Source organism: Micromonospora sp. NPDC051196, assembly GCF_040682415.1.
Taxonomy (GTDB): Bacteria; Actinomycetota; Actinomycetes; order Mycobacteriales; family Micromonosporaceae; genus Micromonospora.
In genome coordinates this window covers 55,882-79,691 of record NZ_JBFBAY010000009.1, presented here as the reverse complement: position 1 = coordinate 79,691, position 23,810 = coordinate 55,882, and the positions used below count along the sequence as shown (strand labels likewise).

15 protein-coding genes are annotated in these 23,810 nt (G+C 71.4%); 2 read left to right on the top strand and 13 right to left on the bottom strand.

Annotated features, from left to right (window positions below):
* Positions 1–3: 3 nt before the first annotated feature.
* Positions 4–603, top strand: a complete 600-nt coding sequence (locus AB0M35_RS18555; RefSeq protein WP_363746774.1) for a copper resistance CopC family protein — start codon at positions 4–6, stop codon at positions 601–603.
* Here the strand turns inward: AB0M35_RS18555 and AB0M35_RS18550 are convergent.
* The 13 genes from AB0M35_RS18550 to AB0M35_RS18490 all read right to left on the bottom strand — a co-directional run bounded on the left by AB0M35_RS18550 (position 591) and on the right by AB0M35_RS18490 (position 22,506).
* On the bottom strand, positions 591–3,605 hold the full coding sequence (locus AB0M35_RS18550; RefSeq protein WP_363746773.1) for an AMP-binding protein: 3,015 nt from the start codon (positions 3,603–3,605) through the stop codon (positions 591–593). The genes AB0M35_RS18555 and AB0M35_RS18550 overlap by 13 nt on opposite strands.
* A gap of 334 nt (positions 3,606–3,939) precedes the next feature.
* A complete protein-coding gene (locus AB0M35_RS18545; protein ID WP_363746772.1) occupies positions 3,940–5,289 on the bottom strand; it encodes a cytochrome P450 in 1,350 nt (449 codons plus the stop codon).
* Positions 5,286–5,858, bottom strand: coding sequence for a flavin reductase family protein (locus tag AB0M35_RS18540; RefSeq protein WP_363746771.1), 573 nt, complete (start codon positions 5,856–5,858; stop codon positions 5,286–5,288). The genes AB0M35_RS18545 and AB0M35_RS18540 overlap by 4 nt, the downstream gene beginning before the upstream one ends.
* A gap of 20 nt (positions 5,859–5,878) precedes the next feature.
* Positions 5,879–6,319 carry an acyl-CoA thioesterase gene (locus AB0M35_RS18535; protein WP_363746770.1) on the bottom strand — a complete coding sequence of 147 codons (441 nt, stop codon included), beginning with the start codon at positions 6,317–6,319 and terminating at the stop codon, positions 5,879–5,881.
* Position 6,320: 1 nt separating this feature from the next.
* Complete coding sequence (locus AB0M35_RS18530) at positions 6,321–12,059, bottom strand: type I polyketide synthase (RefSeq protein WP_363746769.1); 5,739 nt, start codon at positions 12,057–12,059, stop codon at positions 6,321–6,323.
* Positions 12,056–13,066, bottom strand: coding sequence for an enediyne biosynthesis protein (locus AB0M35_RS18525; protein ID WP_363746768.1), 1,011 nt, complete (start codon positions 13,064–13,066; stop codon positions 12,056–12,058). The genes AB0M35_RS18530 and AB0M35_RS18525 overlap by 4 nt, the downstream gene beginning before the upstream one ends.
* 6 nt (positions 13,067–13,072) lie before the next feature.
* Complete coding sequence (locus tag AB0M35_RS18520) at positions 13,073–15,022, bottom strand: CRTAC1 family protein (RefSeq protein WP_363746767.1); 1,950 nt, start codon at positions 15,020–15,022, stop codon at positions 13,073–13,075.
* Positions 15,023–15,393: 371 nt separating this feature from the next.
* Positions 15,394–16,389 carry a DUF1702 family protein gene (locus AB0M35_RS18515; RefSeq protein WP_363746766.1) on the bottom strand — a complete coding sequence of 332 codons (996 nt, stop codon included), beginning with the start codon at positions 16,387–16,389 and terminating at the stop codon, positions 15,394–15,396.
* Positions 16,390–16,447: 58 nt separating this feature from the next.
* The gene (locus AB0M35_RS18510; protein ID WP_363746765.1) at positions 16,448–17,506 is read right to left on the bottom strand and encodes a carboxymuconolactone decarboxylase family protein; all 1,059 of its coding nucleotides are present in this window, start codon (positions 17,504–17,506) and stop codon (positions 16,448–16,450) included.
* A complete protein-coding gene (locus AB0M35_RS18505; protein ID WP_363746764.1) occupies positions 17,503–19,158 on the bottom strand; it encodes a GMC family oxidoreductase in 1,656 nt (551 codons plus the stop codon). Before AB0M35_RS18505 ends, AB0M35_RS18510 begins: the two co-directional genes overlap by 4 nt.
* Positions 19,155–19,685, bottom strand: a complete 531-nt coding sequence (locus tag AB0M35_RS18500; protein ID WP_363746938.1) for a DUF5987 family protein — start codon at positions 19,683–19,685, stop codon at positions 19,155–19,157. Before AB0M35_RS18500 ends, AB0M35_RS18505 begins: the two co-directional genes overlap by 4 nt.
* A gap of 330 nt (positions 19,686–20,015) precedes the next feature.
* Positions 20,016–21,518 (bottom strand): polyketide synthase dehydratase domain-containing protein, encoded by a 1,503-nt coding sequence (locus AB0M35_RS18495; RefSeq protein WP_363746763.1) that lies wholly within the window; start codon positions 21,516–21,518, stop codon positions 20,016–20,018.
* Positions 21,519–21,558: 40 nt separating this feature from the next.
* Positions 21,559–22,506: a DUF1702 family protein gene (locus tag AB0M35_RS18490; protein WP_363746762.1), complete on the bottom strand. Its 948-nt coding sequence runs from the start codon at positions 22,504–22,506 to the stop codon at positions 21,559–21,561.
* A 459-nt stretch (positions 22,507–22,965) separates the two neighbouring features.
* Here AB0M35_RS18490 and AB0M35_RS18485 point away from each other — a divergent pair, with 459 nt between their 5' ends.
* On the top strand, positions 22,966–23,772 hold the full coding sequence (locus AB0M35_RS18485) for a TIGR03084 family metal-binding protein (protein ID WP_363746761.1): 807 nt from the start codon (positions 22,966–22,968) through the stop codon (positions 23,770–23,772).
* Positions 23,773–23,810 lie beyond the last annotated feature (38 nt).

The following is a 23,810-nucleotide window of genomic DNA, read 5'->3' as shown; positions in this document are numbered from 1 at the left end:
ATCATGTCTGCCGGGCGCCGCACGCTGGCCATCGTCACCGCCCTCGCCTCCGTGGGGGTCGCCCTCACCATCGCCGCGGTCGCCCGGCAGTCCGACGGCACCCCCGCCCGGGTCCTCACCGTGGACCCGGGCGACGGTGCCGTCCTGACCGCCGCACCGGACGCAGTCACCCTGCGACTCTCGACCGGCGCCGACTCGGTGCTGTCCCATGTCACCGTGCGCGACAGCACCGGGAACGCGGTCAACGAAGGCCGGGTCCGAGGTGACGGCAAGACCGGGCTGCGCCAATCGGTGCGGCTCACCGGCCCGGGCGACTACAGCATCGCCTACCACATCACCTTCACCAACGGGCAGGACGCCACCGGCGTCCTGCGCTTCAGCGTCGGCACCGGCGCTCCGCCTCAGGGCATCGCGGACGTTCCCGACCCGATCCTGGACGAGGCCGACCACGCCCACGGCATCGACCCGCTGGGCGCGACTCTCCTGGTCCTCGACGGTCTGGCGCTGGTCGTCGTGCTCATCATGCTGCTGCGGCCGAGGCGGCGATCACCTGCCGCCACCGATCCGCCGACCGCGCCGGCCGGCTCCGGTCACCAGCGCTGAGTGCTGCCGAGCCGGCGGCGATCCACCTTGCCGGCCGCCGTGCGGGGCAGTCGGTCGGGCACCATCTCGATGCCGACCAGTGGCCGTGGACCTGCACCCCGCCCCGGCTGCATCGCGCTGCCGAAGTGTTTGCGTAGCTGTGCCCGCCACTCGGTCGCCCCGGCCAGCGGGTCGCCGTCGGCGCCGCGACGCGGCACGACGTACGCGGTGAGCCGGACGACCAGACCGTCGTCGTCGGTGACCGGTACCACCGCGCACTCGGTCACCCCGTCGTGCGCCGCCAGCGCCGCCTCCACATCGGTCAACTCCACCCGGGTGCCGAGGAGCTTGACCTGGTGGTCACGGCGGCCACGAAATTCCAACAGACCGTCCCACCGCCAGCGGGCGAGATCACCGGTGCGATACCACCGCAGGTCGGTGTCGTCGTCCGGACCACCTGCGGGGGCCCGGAAGGCCGCCCGCCGTCCGTCGCCGTCGCCGTCGCCGTCGCCGTCGCCGTCGCCGTCGCCGAGATAGCCGTCGCAGACGTACCGGCTGCGTACCACGATCTCACCGGTGACGCCCGTCGGGCAGGGCTGGTCCGCCTCGTCGAGGACCAGCACCTGCCGTCCGGAGATGGGACGGCCGATCGGCACGCTCGCCGGCACCGGGCCGGTGATGTCGTGCCAGGTGGCCGCGATGGTCTCGGTTGGTCCGTAGATGTTGGTCAGCCGGGTCGCCGGCAGCACCCGCCGGAAGCCGTTGACCAACTGGTCCGACAGCGTCTCGCCCATCAGCACCAACCGGCGCAGGGCGGTGGGCCGGTCGGCCGGCTCCCGGTCGGCGATGACGGCCAGCAACTCCCGGGCGAAGCTCGGCACCGTCTGCAGGAAGGTGATGCGCTCCCCCACCAACCAGTCGACCAGCTTCTCGGGGTGCGCGCGGATGCGTACCGGCACCGGGTGCAGGGTGCCGCCGCCGACCAGGGTGGCGAACGTCTCGCACAGGCTCGGGTCGTGCTCCGGGCTGACCCACTGGGCCACCCGGGCGCCGGGCGCCAACTCCAGGGTGTCGGCCATCCAGGTGACGAACTGGGCGAACGCTCGATGATTGTGGACGATGCCCTTCGGCCGCCCGGTGTAACCCGAGGTGTACGCCACATAGGCGGTGCGGAGAGGGTCATCGGGCGGTGCCGGTGCCGGCTTCGTCGGCGGGCGGGGCAGACAGGTCACGTCGACCAGTCGGCCGTCCAGCTCGTCGCGGAACCAGCGGGCCAGGTCGTCGTCCGGATCCTCACCCACGCGCAGCAGGCAGGCCGGGCGCAGCTCGGCCAGGATCTCCTGGCCCCGCTGACCGGCATCGCCGGTACCGAACCAGACCAGGTGGCCACCGGCGCGCAGGACACCCAGGGACGCGGCGAGCTGCCACGGTCCAGCTGTCATCCGCACCGCCACCGGCGCCCCGTCGACGGCCAGCCCGCGCAGGTACCGGGCCACCGCCGCGGCCCGGCGGTCCAGATCGTCGTACGTCCATCGGCCGTCCGGGCCGGTGACGGCGACCGCGTCCGGGGTCCGTACGGCATGCCGGCGTACGATCTCGTGCACGGCCAGTGGTTCGGTGGACGGGTCGTCGTCGATCGAGCCGACCACGGTCGGACCGTCCAGAGGCAGCCGGTGCAACGGCGTGTGCGGTGCGTCGAGCGCGGCCGACAGCAGTGTCCGCACCTGCCCGAGCAGGCCCGCGGCCGAGGCGGAGGCGAACCGGTCCGCCCGGTAGCTGAGGGTACCGGCCACCGAGGGCCAGGTTCTACGTACGGTGATCGCCAGGTCCGCGACGGCGGGACCGACGTCGGTCACCGCCGCCGACACCACAGTGGCGCCGGTCAGCCGCAGCTCCACCTCCGGGCCCGGTAGGGCCAGCAGGACGCCGCAGAACGGCAGCCGACTCGGCTCCCGGTCGACGGGAAGTTCCCGGACCAGTCGCGCGAACGGCAGCTCACGATGGGCGGTGGCGCGTCGCAGCACGGCTGCGGCCCGGTCCACCGCCTCGCCGAAGGTGGGACCGTCGCCGAGGTCATCGCTGAGCACCAGCAGGTTGTCGCAGGGGCCGACGAGCGCGGGGAACCCCGGCGGTGGCACCGGCACCGGCATCACCACCGTGACCTGGTCGTCGTCGCCGTACCGGTGCAGGACCGCCTGCACCGCCGCCAGCAGCACCGCCGCCGGGTTGGCCGACCGGGTCAGGCAGTACGAGGCCAACCGGTCGGCCAGGGTGGCGCCCCAGTCGAACGGGACCAGCCCGGCGGGCCCGGTCGGGCGGGCGGCACCGTCGTGATCGGTGGGCAGCGACATCGGTGGCGGCAACGGGGTGAGTTCCGTGGTCCACCAGGCCAGCAGCCGGCGACCGACCGGGCTGTCCACCAGGCCACGCTGCCAGCGGACGTACTCGGCGTAGCGGAGCACCGGGGCCAGTGACGCGGCAGTGGCCGGCCCGGGGCGTGCCTGGGCGGCGTAGCAGATGGACAACTCGTCGACGATGACCGAGATCGAACGGTCGTCGGCCACCGCGCGGTGCAGCGCCAGCACCACCCGGTGCGTGGTGGGACCGGTGCGCACCAACATCAACCGGGCCAGCGGGGTGTCGGTGGCCCGATCCGGGACCGAGGTGGCCGCCGCGCAGACCCGGTCGGCGGCGCGCTCGCGCTCCGGGCCGGCCAGGTGGCCGAGGTCGACGTGGACGAACGCGCCCGTGGTGTCGGCACAGACCACCGGCACCACAGCGCCGTCCGTCTCGATCAGCCGGGTCCGCAGCACCTCGTGCCGGTCCAGTAGCGTGTGCCAGGCCGACCGCAGCGCCGGCGCGTCGATCGTCCCGTGGACCTGCCAGGTGCGTACCAGCCGGTGCGCCTCCCGGTACGGGGCGAACTGCTCCAGCGACCCACCGTCCTGCATCCAGGAGGTCGGGCCCGGTTCGGCTGCCACGTCGGCGGTGCCGGCCAGCGTCGTGTCTCCGCTCGCTGCCACAATCGAATCCTGGCATGTGAAATTACAATTACCTTCTCAACAGTTGCGATCCCGAATACAGATCACCGCAATTATCCGGACAGCAATTCTGGCGGCCATGAAGGCTCGACAGAGGACGTCGCAGGATCCACCGAACGCGACTTCGCTCGAATCGCAGGGACGGTCCACCCTGGCGAATCCCGCTTCGCCCATCCGTCACCTTTCCGGCGTGCCGCCGCCGGCGGCACGCCGTACGCCGACCGGTCCTCGGCCGCTCGTCGCCGCGCATCCCGCTGCCGGTGCGGCGTCCAGAAACGTTGGCGGTGCCCCCGCTGGACCGTTTCTGGACGCCGCGCTAGGAGACCGCCGTGACCCGCATCGGCAGTCCACCCTTGATCCGCAGGGAGAGCATCGGCTCGGGCACCACCTGGTATGCCGGGTCGCCGGTGAGCCGCAGTTCCCGCACCACCATGGCGGTCACGAAAGTGGCCTCCATCAGCCCGAGATGGTTACCCACACAGAATCGCGGTCCGGCGCCGAACGGCACATACGCGTAGCGGGGGCGGTCATTCGGGCGGGTGGGATCGAACCGGTCCGGGTCGAAGCGATCCGGATCGTCCCAGAACTGCGGGTGACGGTGCAGGGTGTACGGGCAGATCAGCACGTCCGAGCCGGCCGGTACGTGGTAGCCGCCGATCACGTCGGGCTGCTGGGCGATCCGGGAGAGCATCCACACCGGCGGGTAGAGCCGCATCGCCTCGTTGATCACCTGCGCGGTGAACCGCAGCCGCGCCAGGTCCTCGTACACCGGCAGCCGGTCGCCGAGCACCTCCACCGCCTCGGCGCGGACCCGTTCCAGCACTTCCGGATGCCGATCGAGCAGATGGAACGTCCAGCCCAGCGTGCTGGCCGTCGTCTCGTGTCCGGCCAGCAGCAGGGTGACCAGTTCGTCGCGCATCCGCAGCCGACCGACCCGGGGGTCGGCCTCCTGTCGGGTCGAGACGATCAGCCGGGACAACGCGTCGTCACCCTCATCACCCCGGGCCCGCCGCTCGGCGACCAACGCGTCGACGACCCGTTGCAACTCCTGCCGGGCCCGCCGGAACCGCAACTGGTGCGGCAGCGGCAGCCAGGTCGGCACGGAACCCATGGTGACCATCTCGAACATGGCCTGGTCCTGCATGACCTCGAAGGAGTGCCCCACCGAGCTGTGCCCGCTGAGGTCGCTGTCGAGCAGGGTGCGACCGAGCACGCCGAGGGTGAGCCCGGTCATCTCCTTGACGATGTCGACCGGCGCGCCGTCGCGGTGCGCACGCAGCCGGTCGACCAGCCCGGCGGCCTCCTCGACGACCACACCGGCCTGCCCGGCGATCCGTTTGGCCTGGAACGCCGGTTGGATCACCCGCCGCTGCTTGCGCCACAGCTCACCCTCGCTGGTGAGCAGGCCGTCACCGAGGGCCCGCCGGGCCTGGGCCAGCCCGACCCCCTTGTGGTAGTTCTGGCTGTTGTCGGCCAGCACGTACTTGGCGTGGTCCGGGTGGTTGAAGAAGTAGAGCCGCTTGAAACTCGGCCCGAGCCGGACCACGTCGCCGTAACTGGCCGCGGTGCGCATCATGCCCAGCCGGTCCCGGGCGAGCTGCCAGAGCGTACGCAGCATCGCCGCTCCGGTCGGCCCGGCCGTGACCCGCGACGCCGTGGAAGTCATCCGGTCACCCCGCCTCGGGCGGCGGCCTGCCGGGCCGGCAGGCCGTCCGCCAACTCGATTCCGTCCCGGTTGAGCTGCCGGAACTTGCCTCGTACGAACAGCACCCCGTCGGCCTCGGGCTCCCGGCGTACCGAGAGCAGGCTGCCGACGAAGATGGTGTGGTCGCCCCCTTCGTAGGATCGCCACAGTTCGCACTCGAAGTGTGCCAGCGCCCCGGTGATCAGCGGTGCCCCGGTGACCTGACCGGGAACCCAGTCGACCGCGTCGAACTGGGCGGCGCCCAGCGGACGCCGACGGTCGGCGAAGTGCCGGGCCACCGGCTCCTGGTGTGCGGCCAGCACGGAAACCCCGAACTGGCCGCACTCGATCAGGCTGCGGTGCATGATGGCCTGCTGGTCGACACAGATGAGCACCAGGGGCGGATCCAGGGAGACCGACGTGAACGAGTTCGCGGTCATCCCGTGTGGACACTCACCGCCAACGGTCACCACGGTCACACCTGTAGCGAACGTGCCGAACGCGCGGCGCAACTGGACCGGATCGACGGTGGGCTCTGGCTGTTCGTTCACGTGTACCTCCCGTGGGATCGCTATGCCGCCCGCGCCCGTACCCGGTAGGGCGCCAGGGCCCGGGCCAGCGCGTCCGGCACGCGGGCCGGACTGGTGCGGTTGTTCGGCCCCCGCATGCAGGCCACCCGTTGCCGGCCGCGGGCGACCAGCACCTCGCCGTCGGGATGCATCCGGACGTAGTCGAAGCTGAACTCGACCTGCGTCTGGGCCAGTTCGACCAGCCGCATCCGGATCGCCAACTGGTCGAAGGCGGTGATCTCCGCGAAGAACTCGCAGTCCACCTTCAGCGTGAACAGCTTCAGGTCGCTGCGCAGGTCGTCGAGGACGTCGTTCGCCTTGTCGTGCAGGAACATCTCCCGGCAGCGCCCCTGCCAACGCAGGTAGTTGACGTAGTAGACGTTGCCGACCAGGTTGGTCTCCTCGAAGCCGACCGTGTGCCGGTACTCGTAGTAGTCCTCCACCTCACAACCCTCCGTCGGTGCCGACGGTGAACACGACCGGCGTGGCCGTGTCGACCACAGTGGTGGCGAAGGTCGCCACCCGCGTCGCGCCCGCGGCGAAGACCAGCCATCCGTCGCGTTGGACCGGGGTCAGTGCCACCGAAAGGTGCTCCGGCAGGTCGACCTGGCGCAGGCAGTCCAGCACCGCCTCGACCTGGGTCGCGGCGGTGTCCCGGTCGACACCGAGGTCGTTGACGACCTGGTCGACCAGCACTCCGTACCGGCCCAGGGCCGTCGACCAGCTGTCGACGGGCCGGGTCGAGACGGGCCGTACGTCGCAACCGACCTGGGTACGGGCCGCCACGGCGAGACTGAGCTCGGCGCCGTGGGAGACCGCGACGAACCGGTCGCCGACCTGCTCCGGACGCCTGTCCGGGGCGTGCCGCAGTTCGACGGCGTGCCCGAGGGCCCGCCCGACCGCCAACTCCGGCCGGTCGCCGGCGTCCGGCTCCACCGCCACCGCGATCGAGGCGCCGATCAGGTCGCCCAGGGTGCGTTCCAGGTAGGAGCCGAGCAGCGGCGCCACCCAGGGGCCCCGGCCGTCCTTCTTACGGACCGCCCGCAGTTCCAGGCCCTCCCACCGCTCGACGATCTCACCGGTGCCGGTGCGCAGCGCGATGTCGTAGATGTAGGTGTCGCCGTCGCGCTCCCGCTCGGTGGCGCAGTATCGCAACGGCTCGCCGGTGCCCATTCGGGATCCGGCCGGGTAGAGCCGCTCGATCGCCACCGGCAGCAGCGTGGCGTCCGGTACGCAGACCTGGTTGCCGTGCATCAGCGCGTCCCGGACCCCGGGGTCGCCGAGCACGAGGGTGTCCGGCAGGTAGGCGCTGAACCAGTCGGTCTCCGGCACGGTCGCCACGTCGGCGTCGACGTCCCGGGCGGCGGCCCGGTGGAAGCCGCGCAGCCGCTGGAAGCGCGCGCCCTGGAACAGGGTGTCGCCGTACAGATCCCGGGCCGGGTCCAGCGGCACCGGGGGCAGGTCGTCGGCGACCTGCTCCGGCGGTCCGACCGGCACCGGGCTCTCGTCGAAGCGCAGCGTCGCCTCGAAATGGTCCGCGGCGAATCCGGTGTCCGCAGTGCGGATCACCGCACGTACCGTGTCGTCGGCGGTCACCAGGGCCGCGACCCGGATGGTCGCGCTGCCGTGCGGTGGCACCACGATCGGCCGGGCGAACCGGGCCTGCTCGATGACCGGCACCTCGCTACGGCCGGTGACCGCCATGGCGGCCTGCGCCATCGCCTCCATGCCCATGACCGCCGGGAAGAGCAGGTTCCCGTCGAGCAGGTGGTCGGGCAGGTACAGGTCGCTGCCGGCGGTGAGTTCGATGTCGGTGATCAACTCGACGCCGTGGTAGCGCACCTGCGGCCGGTCCACGAAGCGCAGCAGCGGCAGTTCCGGCTCCTCGAAGCGCAGCGTGTCCAGGCCGTCGGCCCGGCCGCTGACCACCACCACGGGCGGGGTGTCCGGGTCGGTGACCAGTCGGCGCAGCACCGCCACACCCTGTTCGGGGGTGATCGGGGTGATGCCGTCGCGGGTCAGCGACTCGACGACGGACAGCCGCTCACCCATGCCGACCCCCGACCAGACCGACCACTCCATGCAGATCGAGCGGCAGTTCGGGTGGGCGGCGCCGAAGCGACGGGTCTGTTCGGCCAGCCGGTCGTTGGCCGTGGCGTAGTGCGCCTCGCCCCGCAGACCGGCCCGGCCGATGATGCTGCCGAAGGTGACCAGCAGCTTCAGCCGCTCGGCGTCGACCGCGTCCAGGACTGCGGCTAGACCGCCGACCTTGGGCGCCAGCGCGCCGTGGAAGCCGTCCATGCCCAGCGAGGTCAACCCCGCCGGTTCGTTGCGTCCGGCACCGTGCAGCACCCCGGTCACCGGGCCGAGCAGACGCTCGGCCTCCTCCACCGCGGCCCGTACCGCCGCCGCATCGCTGACGTCGGCCCGCAGGTAGCGCGCCTCGACGCCGGCGGCGGCGAAGCGCTCCAGGTTGGCTGCCAACTCCGCGTCGGTGGCCAGATCGGAACGACCCAGTACGGCGAGCTTGGCACCGGCGTCGGTGGCGAGGGCGAGCGCGCACTCCGCGGTGATGCCCTTGCCACCGCCGGTGACCAGTAGCACGTCACCGGCGCCGAGCGACGGAGCGGTGCGACCAGCGTCGACCGGCAGGGCCCGCAGGACCTGCTGTCGACGGGCGCCGGTGACGTCGTAGTGGACCTCGTGATAGGTCTCGGTCGAGGCGACCTCGATCAGCACCCGATCGGCGACGTCCAGGGTGGCCGGTAGGTGCACCACCGTGGTCCGGATCCGTGGATCCTCCAGCCGCAGGGTCCGGGCCAGGCCGCTGGCGCCCAGGCCGTGCTGCACCAGCACGAAGCGGTCGCCCGCCCCGCCGGCCAGCACCGCCCGAGCCCCCTGCAACGCCGGTTCGAGTTGCTCCGGGGTGCAGTCCGCCGGCAGCCAGACCAGTACGCCGCCGCCGACTCCGCCGGTGGCCAACGTCTGCCGAGCCTGCTCGGCGCGCGGGTCGGTGTGGCCACCGAACAGTTGCCATGCGGCGTTCGCCTCGGCCAGGCCCGGTACCGGGGTGGGCGCCTCGACCAGGTCGACCGCGAACGCCCGGATGAAGGTGTCCACACCCGGCACCGACGCGGGCTGCGTCAGATCCTCGGCCAGCCCGGTGCCGACCAGCGCCTCCAACGCTTCGGCGACCTCCCGTACGGTCGCCGTGGCCACGTTGGTGGGCAGCCGTGACGGCGGTACGCCGAGCTGCTGCGCGGCCTGGTTGACCACCTGACTGACCGTGATGGAACTGAGGTGCAGGTCGTCGAGGAGTCGGCTGTCCTCGCCGACCATGTCCAGCGGCAGTTCCGCCCGGGTGGCGACGAGCTGGCGCAGCACCAGCGCCGCCGGTTCCCCGGTGGGCGCGGCATCGACCGCCGTGGCCCCGGCGGCGACCAGCTGCGGCGAGTCGGGCAGTACGACGTCCGAGTCGGTCTCGCACGGGCTGGCGAAGAAACTGAACTCGTCGACGTCCTTGAGCGGCCGGACCAGCCGGCCGTCGAAGAGCTGCGGATGCACCCGCGCCGCCCCGACGACGTACGCGGCCGCGACGACGCGCAGCACGCTGGCCAGCGTCTCGTCGTCGGTGTCGAGCGCCACCGTCGGCACCGAGGTGTCGGTACGACCCAGGTCGGACAGGATCCGTCCGGGACCGACCTCGACGAACAGGTCCACCTCCTTGGCAGCCATCGCGATGGCCTGTGCGAACAGCACCGGTTCGGTGATCTGGTCACGCAGCAGGACGCCCAGGTCGACATCCGTCGGCAGGACGGTGCCGGTGACGGTGGAGACCACCTGCCGCTGCAACGGGTGGAACCGCTCGTCGGCGAGGTAGTCGCCGAACGCCTCGGCCGCCTCGGCGACCAGCGGCGAGTGGAAGGCGTGCGAGACCCGTAGCCGCTTGCCGGCCACACCGGCGGCCTCGGCCCGCTGCAGCACCCGTTCGACGGCGTCGATCGGACCGGAGACCACGGTCTGCCGCTGGCTGTTGTAGCCGCCGATGACCACCGATTCCCCGGCGATCAGGCGGCGTACGGTCTCCGGGTCGGCCGGGATGCCGGCCATCGTGCCACCGGGGCGGCCGTGTTCGGCCATGGTGCGCCCTCGGGCGGCGGACATCCGCAACACCGTGGACAGGTCCATCGCCCCGGCCCAGTGCAGCGCGGTGAGTTCGCCGAGGCTGTGCCCGACGGCGACGTCGGCCTCGATGCCGAGCGCGGCCAGCACACTGAGCCCGGCGACCGAGCCGGTGACGATGCGCGGCTGGGCGACCTCGGTGGCCACCACGTCCCCGGTGGGCAGCGCCGCCTCGGTGACGATCCGGTCGGCCTGGACGAACCGGCGGCGCAGCGCCTCGGCCGGTCGACCCCGGCCGGTGCCCTGGCCGGGAAAGAGGAACCCGACCCGGGCGGTGCCGCGGACGTGGCCGAGGAAGGCCCGGCCGTCCGTGGCGTACAGCCGGTTCTCGCCCGCCTGGAGCGCGGCATGCACCCGCAGCAGTTGGCGCTCCGCGTCCTCCGGCGAGCGGGCCACCACCGCGGCCCGGTACGGCCGGTCGGCCAGCTCGGCGTAACGGCTGGCGGCCAGGTCGCCAAGCTGGGCGTACGAGAGCCGGATCACCTGCTCGGCCAGGGCGTGGACCCGTTCGGCCAACTCCGCCGGGGTGTCCGCGTCCAGGACGAGCAGCTCGACGTTCTGCGCCCGGGCGGCGATCGTGCGGGTCCGGGCCTCCGGCGCGCGGCGCGGGGCGTCGTCGCCCTGCACCACCAGGTGGGTGTTGATGCCGCCGAAGCCCATGGCGGTGATCCCGGCGCGCAGCGGCGCATCGGCCGGCCACGGCTCGGCGGTGGGCAGCACCCGCAGCTTCGCCTCGGCCGAGGTGAGCACCTCGTGCGGCTCCTCGCAGCCGACCGTCGGCGGCAGCATCTGGTGATGCACCGCGAGGACCGCCTTGAGCAGACCGGCGACCCCCGCCGCCGCCTTGGTGTGCCCGATCATCGCCTTGATCGAGCTGATCGCGGCCGGGGTACCGGAGGCGCCGGCCAGCCGCCGCGCCTCGGTCAGCGCCCGCAGCTCCGTCGCGTCACCGACCTCGGTGCCGGTGCCGTGCCCCTCGAACATCGCCACGGTCTCGATGCCGAATCCGGCGCGGGCGTACGCCCGGGCCAGCGCCAGTCGGTAGCCGTCCTCCTCCGGCCGGGTGATGCCACCCTTGCCGTCGGAGGACATCCCCCACCCGGCGATCGAGGCGTAGATCCGCCGACCCTGCGCCACCGCGTCCTCGTGGCGCATCAGGACGACCATCCCGCAGCCCTCACCGGGCCAGAAGCCGTTGGAGCCCTGGTCGTAGACCTTCATCTCGCCACGCGCCAGCGCGCCGGTCTTGGCGAAGCCGATGATCTCGAACGGGTCGATCGACAGGTCGACCCCGCCTGCGACCGCGACGTCGAGTTCGCCGTCCACCAGGTTGCGGCAGGCGGTGAGCACCGACAGCAGCGAGGAGGAGCAGGCGCCGTCGACGGTGTAGCCGCCGCCCTTGAGGTCGAAATAGTTGCAGATGCGTCCGGCGATGGTGTTGGACAGGCCACCGGCCAGGGTGTCCTCGTCGATCGCCGGGAACGGCGCCTTGTACCGCTGCTCCAGGGTGCCGAGGAAGTCGGCCAGCTGGTCGTCGTCCCAGCCCTGCTCGCGCAGGGCTGCACCGACCGTGCGCCGGACGTACGGCCAGCGCAGCCGGAGCACGTTGGCCCGGGAGAATTCCCCGGTGAGGGTGTTACCGACCACCACACCGGTCCGCTCGCGGGGCAGCTCCGCCCCCATCGGGAAACCAGCGTCGCTGAGGGCCCGGGCGGCGGTGTCCAGGGCCAGCCAGTGGGTCAGGTCGGTGGAGCGGTACGTGCTGCCGGCAATGCGGTACTTCTGCCGGTCGAACTCGTACCCCTCGATGACGGCGGCGTTGCGGGCGTAGAACCGGTCCGGGACGCTCCGGTCGGCATCCCAGTAGTCGGCCAGCCGCATCCGCTCGTCCGGCAGGCGACGGAAGGCTCGCCGGCCCGTGATCACGTTCTCCCACAGTTCGCCGGGGGAGGCGGCGTCGGGATATCGGCAGGCGAGGCCGACGACGGCGATCTTGCTCATGCCGGTACCGCTTCCTTGTGCGAGTTCGGACCCGCAGCGAGAGGTCCGGTGGTGGCGGCGGCCGCAGGTGGCACCTCGTCGCCGGCCGTCGCCGCGGCGGCGGCCTCCCGCTGCTCACGGGCCTTGTTGGAGATGTGCAACGCCCACAGGAACATGCCGCGGATGAGACATATCGCCGCGGTCGCGAAGAACAGACCGTACGCGATGCCCATACCGGTGATGAGGCCGTAGAGGCTGGCCACCCCGGCGCCGAAGGCGATCTGCGAGGCCGGACTGGACGGGCTGGTACCGGGGTCGGTGATCATGTAGTTCGTGAACAGCACGAACGCCACGCTGGTCATCATGCCCAGGGCGCCCAGGATGGAGACGTCGAGGATCAGGCCACGAACCACCGCCTGGAGCACGAACGCGGACAGCCATCCCATGATCAGCCACATCCGGCCGGTGAGCTTGGCGTTGAGCATCGTCCCGGCGGTGAGAATGATCGCCGGGACAAGCCAGTCGCCCAACGCCGGAGTGTGCTCGGTGAAGTGGTAGGGAGGCGCGATGCTGGCCCACGGGAAGAGAACCAGGATCATCGCGATGCCGAAGTTCGACGGGTTCATGTAGTGCCGCAGTCGACCCCGGACCGGGGCTCGCAGGATCCACTTCGCGGCGATCGCCACGGTAACGCCGAACATCATCACCCAGACCCGGTCGTTGACGTAGGTCAGCATGTTGACGGCCAGCGAGGTGATGTGCGCCGGGAAGAGGAACTCGATGAAGCCGCGTCTTCCGTTACCGAGGAAGCGGGGGGCGCGACCTTCGGCTCGGGCACCGATTATCTCCAGCACGATCTCCACGGTGTAACCGGTGGCGAGTGCGATGAACGGCCACAGCCAGGCCTGCTCGAAACCGAGGTAAACGTAGCCGACGATATTGAAGATCGTAATCGAGATCGCGAAGCGGCGGAGGGCCGTCGTGGTCTTCGCGTCGTGTCGGACGGGGCTGGTCTTGGTCTCGGCCATCTCCGTTTACCTCTCGTTGGCCTGCGAGCCGAGCTGCACGTTGTGCCAGCCCGGGGTCAGTTGAAGGTCCTGCTCACGGATTTGTCCGGTGCGGTCGCGCCAGCAGAGGGTGACCTGCAGCGGACCGGTGACGTCGGCACCGAGACCGATGTGCACCTCGTTGCTGCGCTTGCCGGAGTGCCCGCCTCCGCCGTCGACCCGGGAGACGAACTGCCGCCCGTCTGGAGTGGTGACCATGACCTGGGCGCCCACTGCCGGGGAGCCGGAACCGGCCGGGTCGGCGGTCTCGTGGGTCAGCCGCAGGCCCAGGAAGGCGCCGGGTTCCGGGCTGGTGTTGCGGTAGAAGATCGGCTCGGCCCACTGCCGGGCCACCGCCAGGTCGAGCCGGCCGTCGCCGTCGGCGTCACCGGTGGCGATACCGCGGGTGGGCAGCGGAATGTCGAGGCCGAGTTCGGGGGCGATGTTGACGTACCGGCCGTCCTCACCCCGGACGAAGAAGTGCAGGCGCTGGCTGCCGCCCAGGTCGTCACCGGCCCGCACGTTCGGCCACCAACTCGGGTGGCGCACCAGCGTGTCGTTGGTGGTGGCCAGTTCCTGAAGCTGGGGCCACCGGTTGACCTCGCCGCGCACGAAGCCGGTGGCCTGGGCGATGGCGAGCCGGCCGCCGTTGTCGAAGTCGGCCATCTTGACGTCCCAGCCCCAGCCCGACCAGGCTAGGCCGAGGTCGGCGCTACGGTCGCGGAACGGGGCCTTGCCGCTGCTGAACGCGGTCTTGACCTCGCTCTTGTCGGCGGCGGTGTTCATGAAGGTGTAGTTGCTCTCCTGGATACCGAACGGCGTGGTGATGTTGCTGACGAACAGGTCGATCAGTCCGTCGCCGTCGATGTCACCGAAGTCGGCGCCCATCCCCTTGAAGGAGTCCTGACCCAGCACCTTCGACTTCGGGATGGTCGCCGTGCGGACCCCCTCGACCAGCGCGAACTCGATGTTGCCCGGAGTGGAACGGTTGTAGAGCAACCGGTCGGGGCCGAAGTCATGAGCCAGGTACAGCTCGGGCAGCATGTCGCCGTCGAGGTCGGCGGCGGCGGCGGCCAGCGCCCACCCCTTGGAAGCGCTGCGCGGGATCACGTTGTCCACCCGCTCGAAGGCGGCGGTGGGTTCGGCACCCCCGGTACCGCCGGCCCACCGGAAGACGTAGTCCTCGCCCCCGTTGAGGCCGTAGGACATCGAGTCGTTCATCTCCACACCACCGTTGACGGTGTCGTCGAGGACCGGGCTGTGCGGGAAGTAGTTGCCGACGTAGATGTCGACGTGGCCGTCACCGTCGAAGTCGTCGATCGCCACCGCGTTGGTGTTCCACAGCGGGCCGTTGTACTCCTCGGCGCCGACGCCGGGCACCAGCTCGACGGGGCGGTAGGCGGCGGCGCCTAGGCTGAGGGCCCCGCCGTTGTTGAGGAACAGGATCGGGGTCCGGGCCCAGTAGTAGACCAGCAGGTCCATCCGGCCGTCCTCGTTGAAGTCACCCGGCGCGCACCCCATCGGTGCGGTGATCCGGCTGATCGGCAGCGGGGCGGCGTCCAACGCGAACGGCTTGTACCGGTGCTCACCGAGGCCCGGCGTAGGGGTGATGATCGTCTGGTCGGTGCGCGGCTCGGTCAGGCACAGGTCGTTGGCCAGGCCGTCACCGTCCAGGTCGTTCATCGCGACACCGGCGCCCACCGAGGAAATCCAGGCGTCGATGTGGGTGTACGCCTGATTCACCTTGCGCACGGTCTGCTGGTTCTGAGCTGAGGGCAACGCGATGCCCATGGGCTCGAACGCGTACCGGGACGCCAACTCCGTCCGCTCCGCCGCCGAGGAACTGGGCAGGCGGACAGCGAAAAACATCCCGACCACGAGTGCGAGGCCGATGATTCCGGCCAACTGCCTACGCAGCAAGCCAATCGTCATTGACATGAACTCAAGACCTCCCATTGGTGACGGACTCGTCGGTGTCGACTCCACCGCTCGTCACGGTGGACTACCGGCCGGACCGGTCGGATCGCGGGCCTCTCGACCACCCGCATCGCCGGTGGCTGGCGCCCTCTCCGGTTGACGGGCGGCACGTGGCGCCCGCTGCGAGATGCTCGTGCGGACCCCTTTGCGCCGTCCCGCCATTCGAGGGGGCGTGTCAGCAGATCCTCACAGGAGGCCAGAAAGTCGGGCTACTCGAAAATTGCCGATGATTGCTGTTCATGGAACTGATGACACATAAAGACACGCCTTCCCAATCCACGAGGAACTGAGTCCCCAAAAAGGACTGGGAAGGACGTGTAAAGGTCGGGCATTTACTCCGCTGCGGTGGTCGCCGCCCGGTCGAAATGCCGACGGATGTTGGCCCGCCACCGCTCATAGGGTGGGACGGAGCCGCCGGCGTCCGGCCCCGGCGCGGTGTCGTCGGCCAGGGCGACGGCCGCCGACACCGACAGCCCGGTCAGCGTCGCGGCGGCGGCCGCCGAGTGTTCCGGCACGAAGCCGGCGTGCACCCGCGCACGCAGGGCGAACACGCTGCCCAGCGCCAGCTCCGAGGCGTACTCGCCGGCCATCCGGCGCAGCGTGGCCAGGTCCGCGTCACCGCAGCCACCGGCGAAAGTGGCGGCCAGCCCGACACCACTGAACAGGTCCGCCCGGCGTTCCGGGGCGAAGCGCCGCACGGCGGCGTCGACATCGAGGACCCGGGCACCGTGGATGAACCACAGGGCTCGGCCGATGCCCTGATCCACCGCCCGACCGAAGTAGTCCCGGTGCCCCTGCCAGTCGTACGGTGCTGGTACGCGCTGCTCGTCGACCCACTTGCGGACGTCGAAGTAGGCCAGGTCGAAGCCGTACCCGTCCACGGCCAGCCAGGTCATCGTCGGGTGGAACGGGCCGGGCTCCAACTCCGGCACCACCTTGCGCCACAGTGGTCGAGGCAGCCGGGCCATCGCGAAGCCGATGCCGATGTAGGCCAGGAACAGGTGCGGGGCGCCCGGGCCGAGCAGCAGCTCACGGGTCCGGCGCCGCCGGCCAGTACCCATCGCGTCGAGCACGGTGAAGGCCATCGTGACGCCCTCGTAGGCGAATCCACGCATGCCCTCGTCGACCAGCTCGACCCGCTGTTGCACCTCGTCGAGGCCGCGACAGTCGATCCCCCACTCGAAGCCGCAGATCACCGCCCGCGGAATCGCCTCCAGCCGCGCCGTGGCGGGCGACGGCGGTCCCGGGAAGCCCCGGCGGGCGAAGCCGACCTCACTCAGCGCCGGTGCCAGCGCCAGCCTGCGCAACGAGCCCATAACGGTGGACATCGTGTTCCTCCCCTGGACGGAGTCGTACCGGACAGCATGCCCGCCAACGGCTCGGCGGTCACGAGGATGCGGGGGCGGCCGGGTCGAGCGGGACCCAGGCCGCCACCCGGCGAGCCGCAGCCATGCTGGCCCAAGCGGTCAGCTCGACCAGCGCCCGGTCGTCGGCTCCGGCGGCGCGTACGTCGGCGACCACCTGGTCGTCGACCTGGTAGGAGGCGAAGGCGGTGAGCAACGCCAGTCGCGCCGCCGGGTGGTCGGCGGCGGGCAGGTCGCGCAGCGCCTCGCCGACCCAGGCCCGACTGATTCCGGGCGGTCGACCGTCCCAGCCGTCGAGCCGGGCGGTGACCAGCTCGCGGACCGACCCGGGCACCGACCGCTGGCCGGCAGCGTCGATGGCCGCGCCGCCCCGGGCGAGAGCGTCGGCCAGCACGGGGTGGCCGGCGCTCCAGGCGAGATCCGGGGTCAGTGGCGCGGCCGGCAGCAACTCCTGGGCGGCACCGGCCGGCCGGTCGCCGCGGGCACCCCGGGCCATCAGTCGGCCGAAGACCCGGCGGACGCCGCCACGCAGCACCGACGGCAGGCCGGGCGGCAGCGGTGACGGTTCGAGGAAGACGTTCACCATCCGGTTCAGGTAGTGGAAGACCAGGGCCACGCCGAGAAGTTCGACGGCCTCGACGGCGGCGACCGGCGGCACGGCGTGCCGGGCCTGCGACCGGTCGGTGCCGGCCCGGGCCCACTCGGCCACCCGGCTCCGACGGGTGTCACCGGCCGGGTCCGTGGCGGAGCCCAGCAGGCCCGCCATCGTCGCCGAGTGCACCTCGACGCAGTACGGGCAGGAGTTGACCGCGGAAACGGCGGCGGCCACCGCCTCCCGGGTGGCCCGGTCCACCCGGCCGGCGGCGACCAACGTCTCGCGCAGCACGATCCAGCACGCGGCCATCACCTGCGGCGCGGGCGAGTGCAGGCTCACCGGTGGGGCGAGCATGCCGAAGTCCCGCTCCACCTGCCCGTACACGACGGCGGTGAGGCCGTCGGCTTGCTCGATGGGCACCGGGGTGACCCGGCGTACGTGTCCCCGGGAGGGACGCCGGGCCACCCTGGCGTACAGGCCACTCATCGGCGCAGTGTGCCGCGCACCAGCGGCAGCACGGCGTTGCGGCTGCTCGTGGCCCCGTCCGGGGCGGGAGCACCGTAGCGGACATCCACCCCACGAGCCCGCGCCGCCGCGACGATGCCGGGCACCGCCCGCTCGGCCAACGCGGCGATGGTCATCGCCGGGTTCACGGTCAGGCCGCCCGGTACGGCGGAGCCGTCGGTGACGAAGATGCCGGGGTGGTCGCGCAGTTCGTGCCGGTCGTCCAGGGCCGAGGTGGCCGGGTTGTCACCGATGCGGCAGGAGGCCAGCGGATGCACCGTGTACGCCCCCACCACGTCGTTGGTCCACGGCATCACCCGGGACAGCCCGTCGCGTTCGAGGATGTCCCGCACCTCCGCGTCGGACAGCGCCCAGCCGCGCAGCGTGTTCTCGGTCGGCTCGTAGCGCAGCGAACCACGGGCCAGCATCTGCTGGGACAATCGCACGGCGTTGCCGCTGGGCGGCAGGGCACCGAACTCACCCTCGTTGTCGTCCTCGCTCATCGTGAAGACTGTCAGCCAGGACTGCCAGGTGCGCAACAGCTCCTTCTTCTCCGCGCCGAACCAGGTCGGCCCGACGGCGTCGGGCACCTGGGCCAGGATGGTGCCGAAGCCGGGCGGGAAGTACAGCTGCTCCAGCGAGTACCGTTCGTACTCGGGCAGGGAGCCGTCCAGCCGGTCCCAGTTGGCCACACAGGGGCCCTTGCCGATCTGGTACGCCTCGTAGGGCACCCCGTCCGGCCGGCTGAGGCCGAGCACCTCGCGGATGCGCTCCTCGTCGAAGATGGCGGTGTTGAGCCGCTCACCGTTGCCGGAGAAGTATCGGCCGACGGCGTGCGGCATGGTGCCGAGGGTCGGCTCGGAGCGCTGGAGGATCACCGGTGTGGCTCCGGCCCCGGCCGCGATGACGACAATCTTCGCGTCGATCGTGCCGCTGCCCACCTCGACGCGGTAGTCGACGTCGTCCAGGACGGTGTAGTGCACCCGGTAACCGCCGTCGTCGGTGCGGGTGAGGTACTGCACCTCGTGCAGCGGACGGATCTGCGCACCGTGCGCCAGCGCGGCGGGCAGGTAGTTCAGCAGCAGCGAACGCTTGGCGTCGAACCGGCAGCCGGCCATCATCCAGTTGCAGTTGGTGCACTTGGCCTGGTCCAGCGCCACCGGCACCGGGTTCGCGGTCCGCCCGGCGTGGTTGCAGGCGGCGCCGAACAGCCCACCGGAGAACGGCACGGTGTCCCAGCTGGTCTGGGTGACCGGCAGCGCCTCGGCGACCCGGTCGTACCAGGGTTCGAGCGAGTCGCGGGAGATCGTGGCCGGCCACATCCGGTGGCCGAAGCGGCCCTGCCGGTCGAAGACGAACCGGGGCGCGCGGGGCATCGCGGCGAAGTAGACGACGCTGCCACCGCCCACGCAGTTGCCGCTGAGCACGCTCATGCCGTCGCCGACGACGAAGTCGAAGACCCGCGTCGAGGACGAGCCGAACTTGAAGTCGTGCTCGAACTCCTCACCGGACAGCCACGGCCCGCGCTCCAGCACGACCACTCGCGCGCCCCCGGCGGCGAGGTGGTACGCGGTGATCGCGCCGCCGAAGCCGCTACCGATCACAAGGACGTCAGTGCTCTCGGAACTCGTCATGCAGGGCTCCCGGAGGCGGTGGTGTCGGGGTGCGGCTGGGCCAGTTGCCGGCCGTAGCTGTAGGTGTCGAACCGCCACAACCCGTCGGAGTCGGGCGGACGGAAGCCGATGATGTTCAGCCCCACGTGGCCGGCGGCGAGCGCCTCCACAGTGTTGGAGTGTGCGGCGGCGTCGAAGGCGATGACGCTGAACATGGCGAGACTGATCCACGCCTCCCGCTCCGGGTGCGTCGGGTCGGTCAGGCGCTGCACCAGCCGGATCCGATCGGGGAAGTCGAGCGAGACGAACGCCGGCACCTCCGGGTCCAGGTCGATCCCGGTCTCGGCGGCGTACGCTCGGGCGTGCTCTTCCAGTTCGTCGGCCAACGGGTCGAGCGCCGGAGCCATGCCACCCTCGACGGACCGCAGCGCCAGCAACGCGCCGGCAGCGACCGCACCGCCGTCGGACGAGACGCCGGCCACCGCCCGATCTCCCGGCCATCGCTTGTCGCCCGGTAGAATAGTGTCGGCGTACGCCTCCAGCACCATCGTTCGTCCCTGGTTGGTTTCGATTGCCGGGGGCACGGGCATCACCTCTGACGCTCAACTCGAATTGACAGGAAACGCAGGGCGCGAATCGGCGACCGAGCACAATTCAGGTCACTTCCGGGGGGCGTCTGACGCCCCGCCAAATCCATTCAGCCTGGCGTACACCAATCGTGTACGGCGATCAGTGATTCGACATCTCGCGTCATGCTGTCCGTATCTATAAAGGACGGTCGCGAGATGGGAATGGCACGGACGCGATAATGCGTCGGCCGGTCCCGGCAGGCGATGACAATTGCCCGGACCGCAACCGACTGTGCACGGGCGGCTGGTTCAGCGGGCGGAGGCGACCGCCACCACCAGTTCGTCCGGTCCGCCGCGCAACCCGACGGCACAGGTGGCCACCCGCCATCCGCCGGCGGTGAACAGCAGCCAGCCGTCCGTGGTGTCCCGGTCGAAGGTCAGCGGGGTGAACGCGGTGACACCGACCTTGTGCAGTGACTCCAGTGCCGACCAGACCCGGGTCCCCGCCCGGTGCGGTGACTCGCCGGTCTCGGCGACGATCAACTCGGCCAGAGCGACGTGCGCGCCGAGCAACTGGCGCCACTCGGCGGGCTCGCGCCCCACGACTGGTTCGAGATCGCAGCCGACCGGCGTGCGGGAAGCCACCGCGAGCGTGTGCCCGGCGCCGTGCGCAGCCGAGATCCACCACCCGCCGTCCACCTCGGGGCGACCGTCACGGCGGTAGCGCACGGTCGTACCGTCGCCGAGCAGCCGGGACACGGCCAGGGCGGTGTGCTGCCGACGCCACCCGCGGCGCAGTCCCGGCTCCAGCACGGCGGTCACGTCGCGGGAGATCAGGTCGGCGAGCCTGCGGTGCAGGTACGGTCCGAGCACCTGTGCCGGCCATGGGCCGGGGGCCCGGCGCGCGGGCAGCAGACGCAGCCGAAGCCCGGTCCACCGCTCCACGATCCGCCCGCTGGCCAGCGTCTCCAGGTCGAACCGGTGCACCTCGTCGTCCTGGACCCGGCGTGTCGCGCGGAGCGTCACCTGTTCGTAGGGGCCGGCGCCGGCCAGCCAGATCCGGTCGACACCCAGCGGTTGCAGCACCGTGTCGGGCGCCCAGGGGCGCAGGGCGCGCAGGAAGGCGTCCCGTACGCCGGGGTCACCGAGCACCAGGGGGCCCGCCATGGCGGCCAGCGATCCCGCCGCACCGCCCCCGGCCAGTTCCAGCACCGCGCCCGACGCGGTGATCTCGCGGTAGCGCAGCCGTTGACCCGGTGCCCCCACACCGGCGAACAACGCGCGGGGCGGCCGGTCCATGGCTGGGCCGCCGGACCGGGCCGGCGCCACCGGCAGCGCGGTGGGCACCGGCACGCTGGCTGCCGGACGCACGCCGGTCGGAGCCGGCACATCCGACCGGCCGGCACCCGGGTGCCGCAGCCGGGCGTACGCGTACGTCAACTGCCGGCCCCGGTGCTCACCGCGCAGCGTGACCACGACGGCGTTGGTCGCCGGCTCAGCCGCCGCCGTCAGCCGCAGCCGTACGACGCCCTCGTGGGCCACGAGCGGCACACCGAACTCGACCGCCTCGAACACCGGCGGACCGCGGTGTCCGGTGAGCGCGGCCCATCCCTGCGCGAGCGCCTCCAGGACGTACGCGGCCGGCAGCAGCGGACAGGCCGGATCCGTCGGCTCGTCGAGGCCCGGAGCCTCGCCGGGGCTGAGGGTGGTCGTGGTGACCAGCAACCGACCTGGCTCGTGGACCAGCACCGCGCGGGTGAAGCGCGCGGCGAACGCCAGGGTGTCGGACATCCCGTCGTGTGTCGTCGCCATGGGCTCCACCGCGTCCCACTCTCTCCGGCAGTTCGCCGCCTCAGGCGAACTGCGCCTGGATCCGCTGGCGCCACACCTCGTAGGCCGGTTCGGTCCCGTCCGGCGGAAGGTCGTCGCGCGCCCGATCGGTGACCGCCGCAGCCTCCTCCGGGCTGCACCCGCAGAAGACGTCGGTGGCCAGCGGCGTGTGCTCGGTGACCAGTCCGGCGCGTAGTCGTGCCTGCGCGGCGAACGCGGAGCCCTGGGCGAGCTGCGGGCGGTACCGGCCGGCGTGGACGTACAGCTTCTTCAGGTCGTCGGGATTGGCGCCGCCGGCGTAGGTGGCGGCCAGGCCCATGCCACTCCACAGGTCGCCGTGGCGTTCGGTCTCGAAGCGGCCGATGAGTTCGGCGGCGACGTCGGGATCGGCCCCGGCGACGAACCAGCTGGCCCGGCCGATGCCCTGGTCGAGCGCGCGCCGGGGGTAGTCACCGGGCACGTCCGGCGGCCACGGCACCGGTGCGACCGCCTGGCGGCGGACGAACCGGTCGGTCTCGAAGTAGGCCCGGTAGAAGCCCAGTCCGTCGAGCACCAGCCAGCGCAGCAACGGGTCCGGTGCGGCCACGGCCCGCCAGCGCCAACGGGGAAGCTTGGCGTACGCCCAACCGATTCCGACGTAGGCCATGTAGATGTGGGGGGCGCCGACTCCGGTCAGGAACCGGGCGGTACGCCCACCGCCGGTCACCCCGTCGAGAACGGCGTACCCCATGGCGGCCCCCTCGTAGGCGAAGCCACGGAACTGCCGCTCGATCAGGTCGAGCCGGCCGATGTCGGCCTCGTCGCGGGCCTCGACCGCGGCCCGGAAGCCGGTGAGGAAGCTGGCACCGACGGACTCCAGCCGGTGCCGGGTGGGCTCGTCCTTAACATGGAATCCACGCCGGCTCATTGTCGTCTCGGCCGTGTCCGGCGTGATTAGCTGCGCACGGATGCTGCGCCACAGGCCTGCCATGGGGCCCTCCCCAGGGAAGACGGACGCGATCGCGTCCGGGTCCTCGTCCGGTATCTCCAGACGAGCCGAGGCTATGGGAATCGCCCGACGGCCGCCTACTTCACAGTTGCTAAGAGTGACCGCCTAATCACGCAAGTTTGCCACGACTGGCCGACGCCGACGCGCACAACCGGTTGCAAATAGGAAGCGGGTCAACTGCCTGACGGCACGAACAAAGAAGGAATACGGTCGCCGACTGGGGCACACTCGGAAAGTCTATTCGACGTGATCACACACCCGGGGCGCATCGTCGCACGCCAAAGAACTTTCTCCGCGCATCGACTGCGCCCACAAAAATCACTATATCCACCCAACAGCAATCATGATGATGCCCACCAATTGGCGAGCATGCCGCAATACGCCGGACGAACCGCGCGGCGGAACGGGCCGCCGTCCAACCATTCAGGAAGAGGTATCGACGTGGCACAGGCACCAGATGTAATCGCCGATCTCACCGCGGACAGTGCGGCTCTCGACGCCATCGTGGCCGAGCTGTCCGACGACCAGTGGGACATCAGAACGCCGGCTCCCGGTTGGGCGATCCGGCACCAGATCGCCCACCTGGCCGCCACCTTCCGGCTCGCCGGACTGGCCGCCGCCCAACCGGCCACGTTCCAGCAGATGGCCTCCCGACTCAGCAACGACTTCGACGCCAACGTGGCGGCCGCGATGGCCGACTTCGTCGTCGAACCGCCCGCGGTCCTGCTGTCCCGCTGGCGGGCCGAGCGGGCCACCGCGGAGAAGGCGCTCGCCGCGGTCCCGCCCGGCCAGCCAGTCCCGTGGCTGGTACGGCCGCTGCCGGCGCCGGTGCTCGCGGCGGCCGGGATGATGGAGGTCTTCGCGCACGGCCGGGATGTCGCGGACGCGCTCGGCATCCGGCCGACGCCCACCGACCGGCTCGGCCACCTGGTCGGATTCGCTGTGCGGACCTGGGACTTCGGGTATCTGGCCCGGGGCTTGACGCCACCGGACGTGGAGTTCCGCTTCGAGATCACCGCCCCCTCCGGCGCGCTGTGGGCGTTCGGCCCGCAGGACGCCGAGCAGCGGATCACCGGCCCGGCCGAGGACTTCTGCCTGCTCGTCACCCGCCGCCGGCACCGGGACGACCTGGCTGTCCAGGCTGTCGGCAGCGACGCCGAACACTGGCTGGACATCGCTCAGGCGTACCGGGGCCCCGCCGGGCCGGGACGCAGCCCGGGGCAGTTCGCCCGCGCAAACCAGCCGTAGGCCGTTCTGTCAAGCAGATATCACACAAGAAGGCGTCG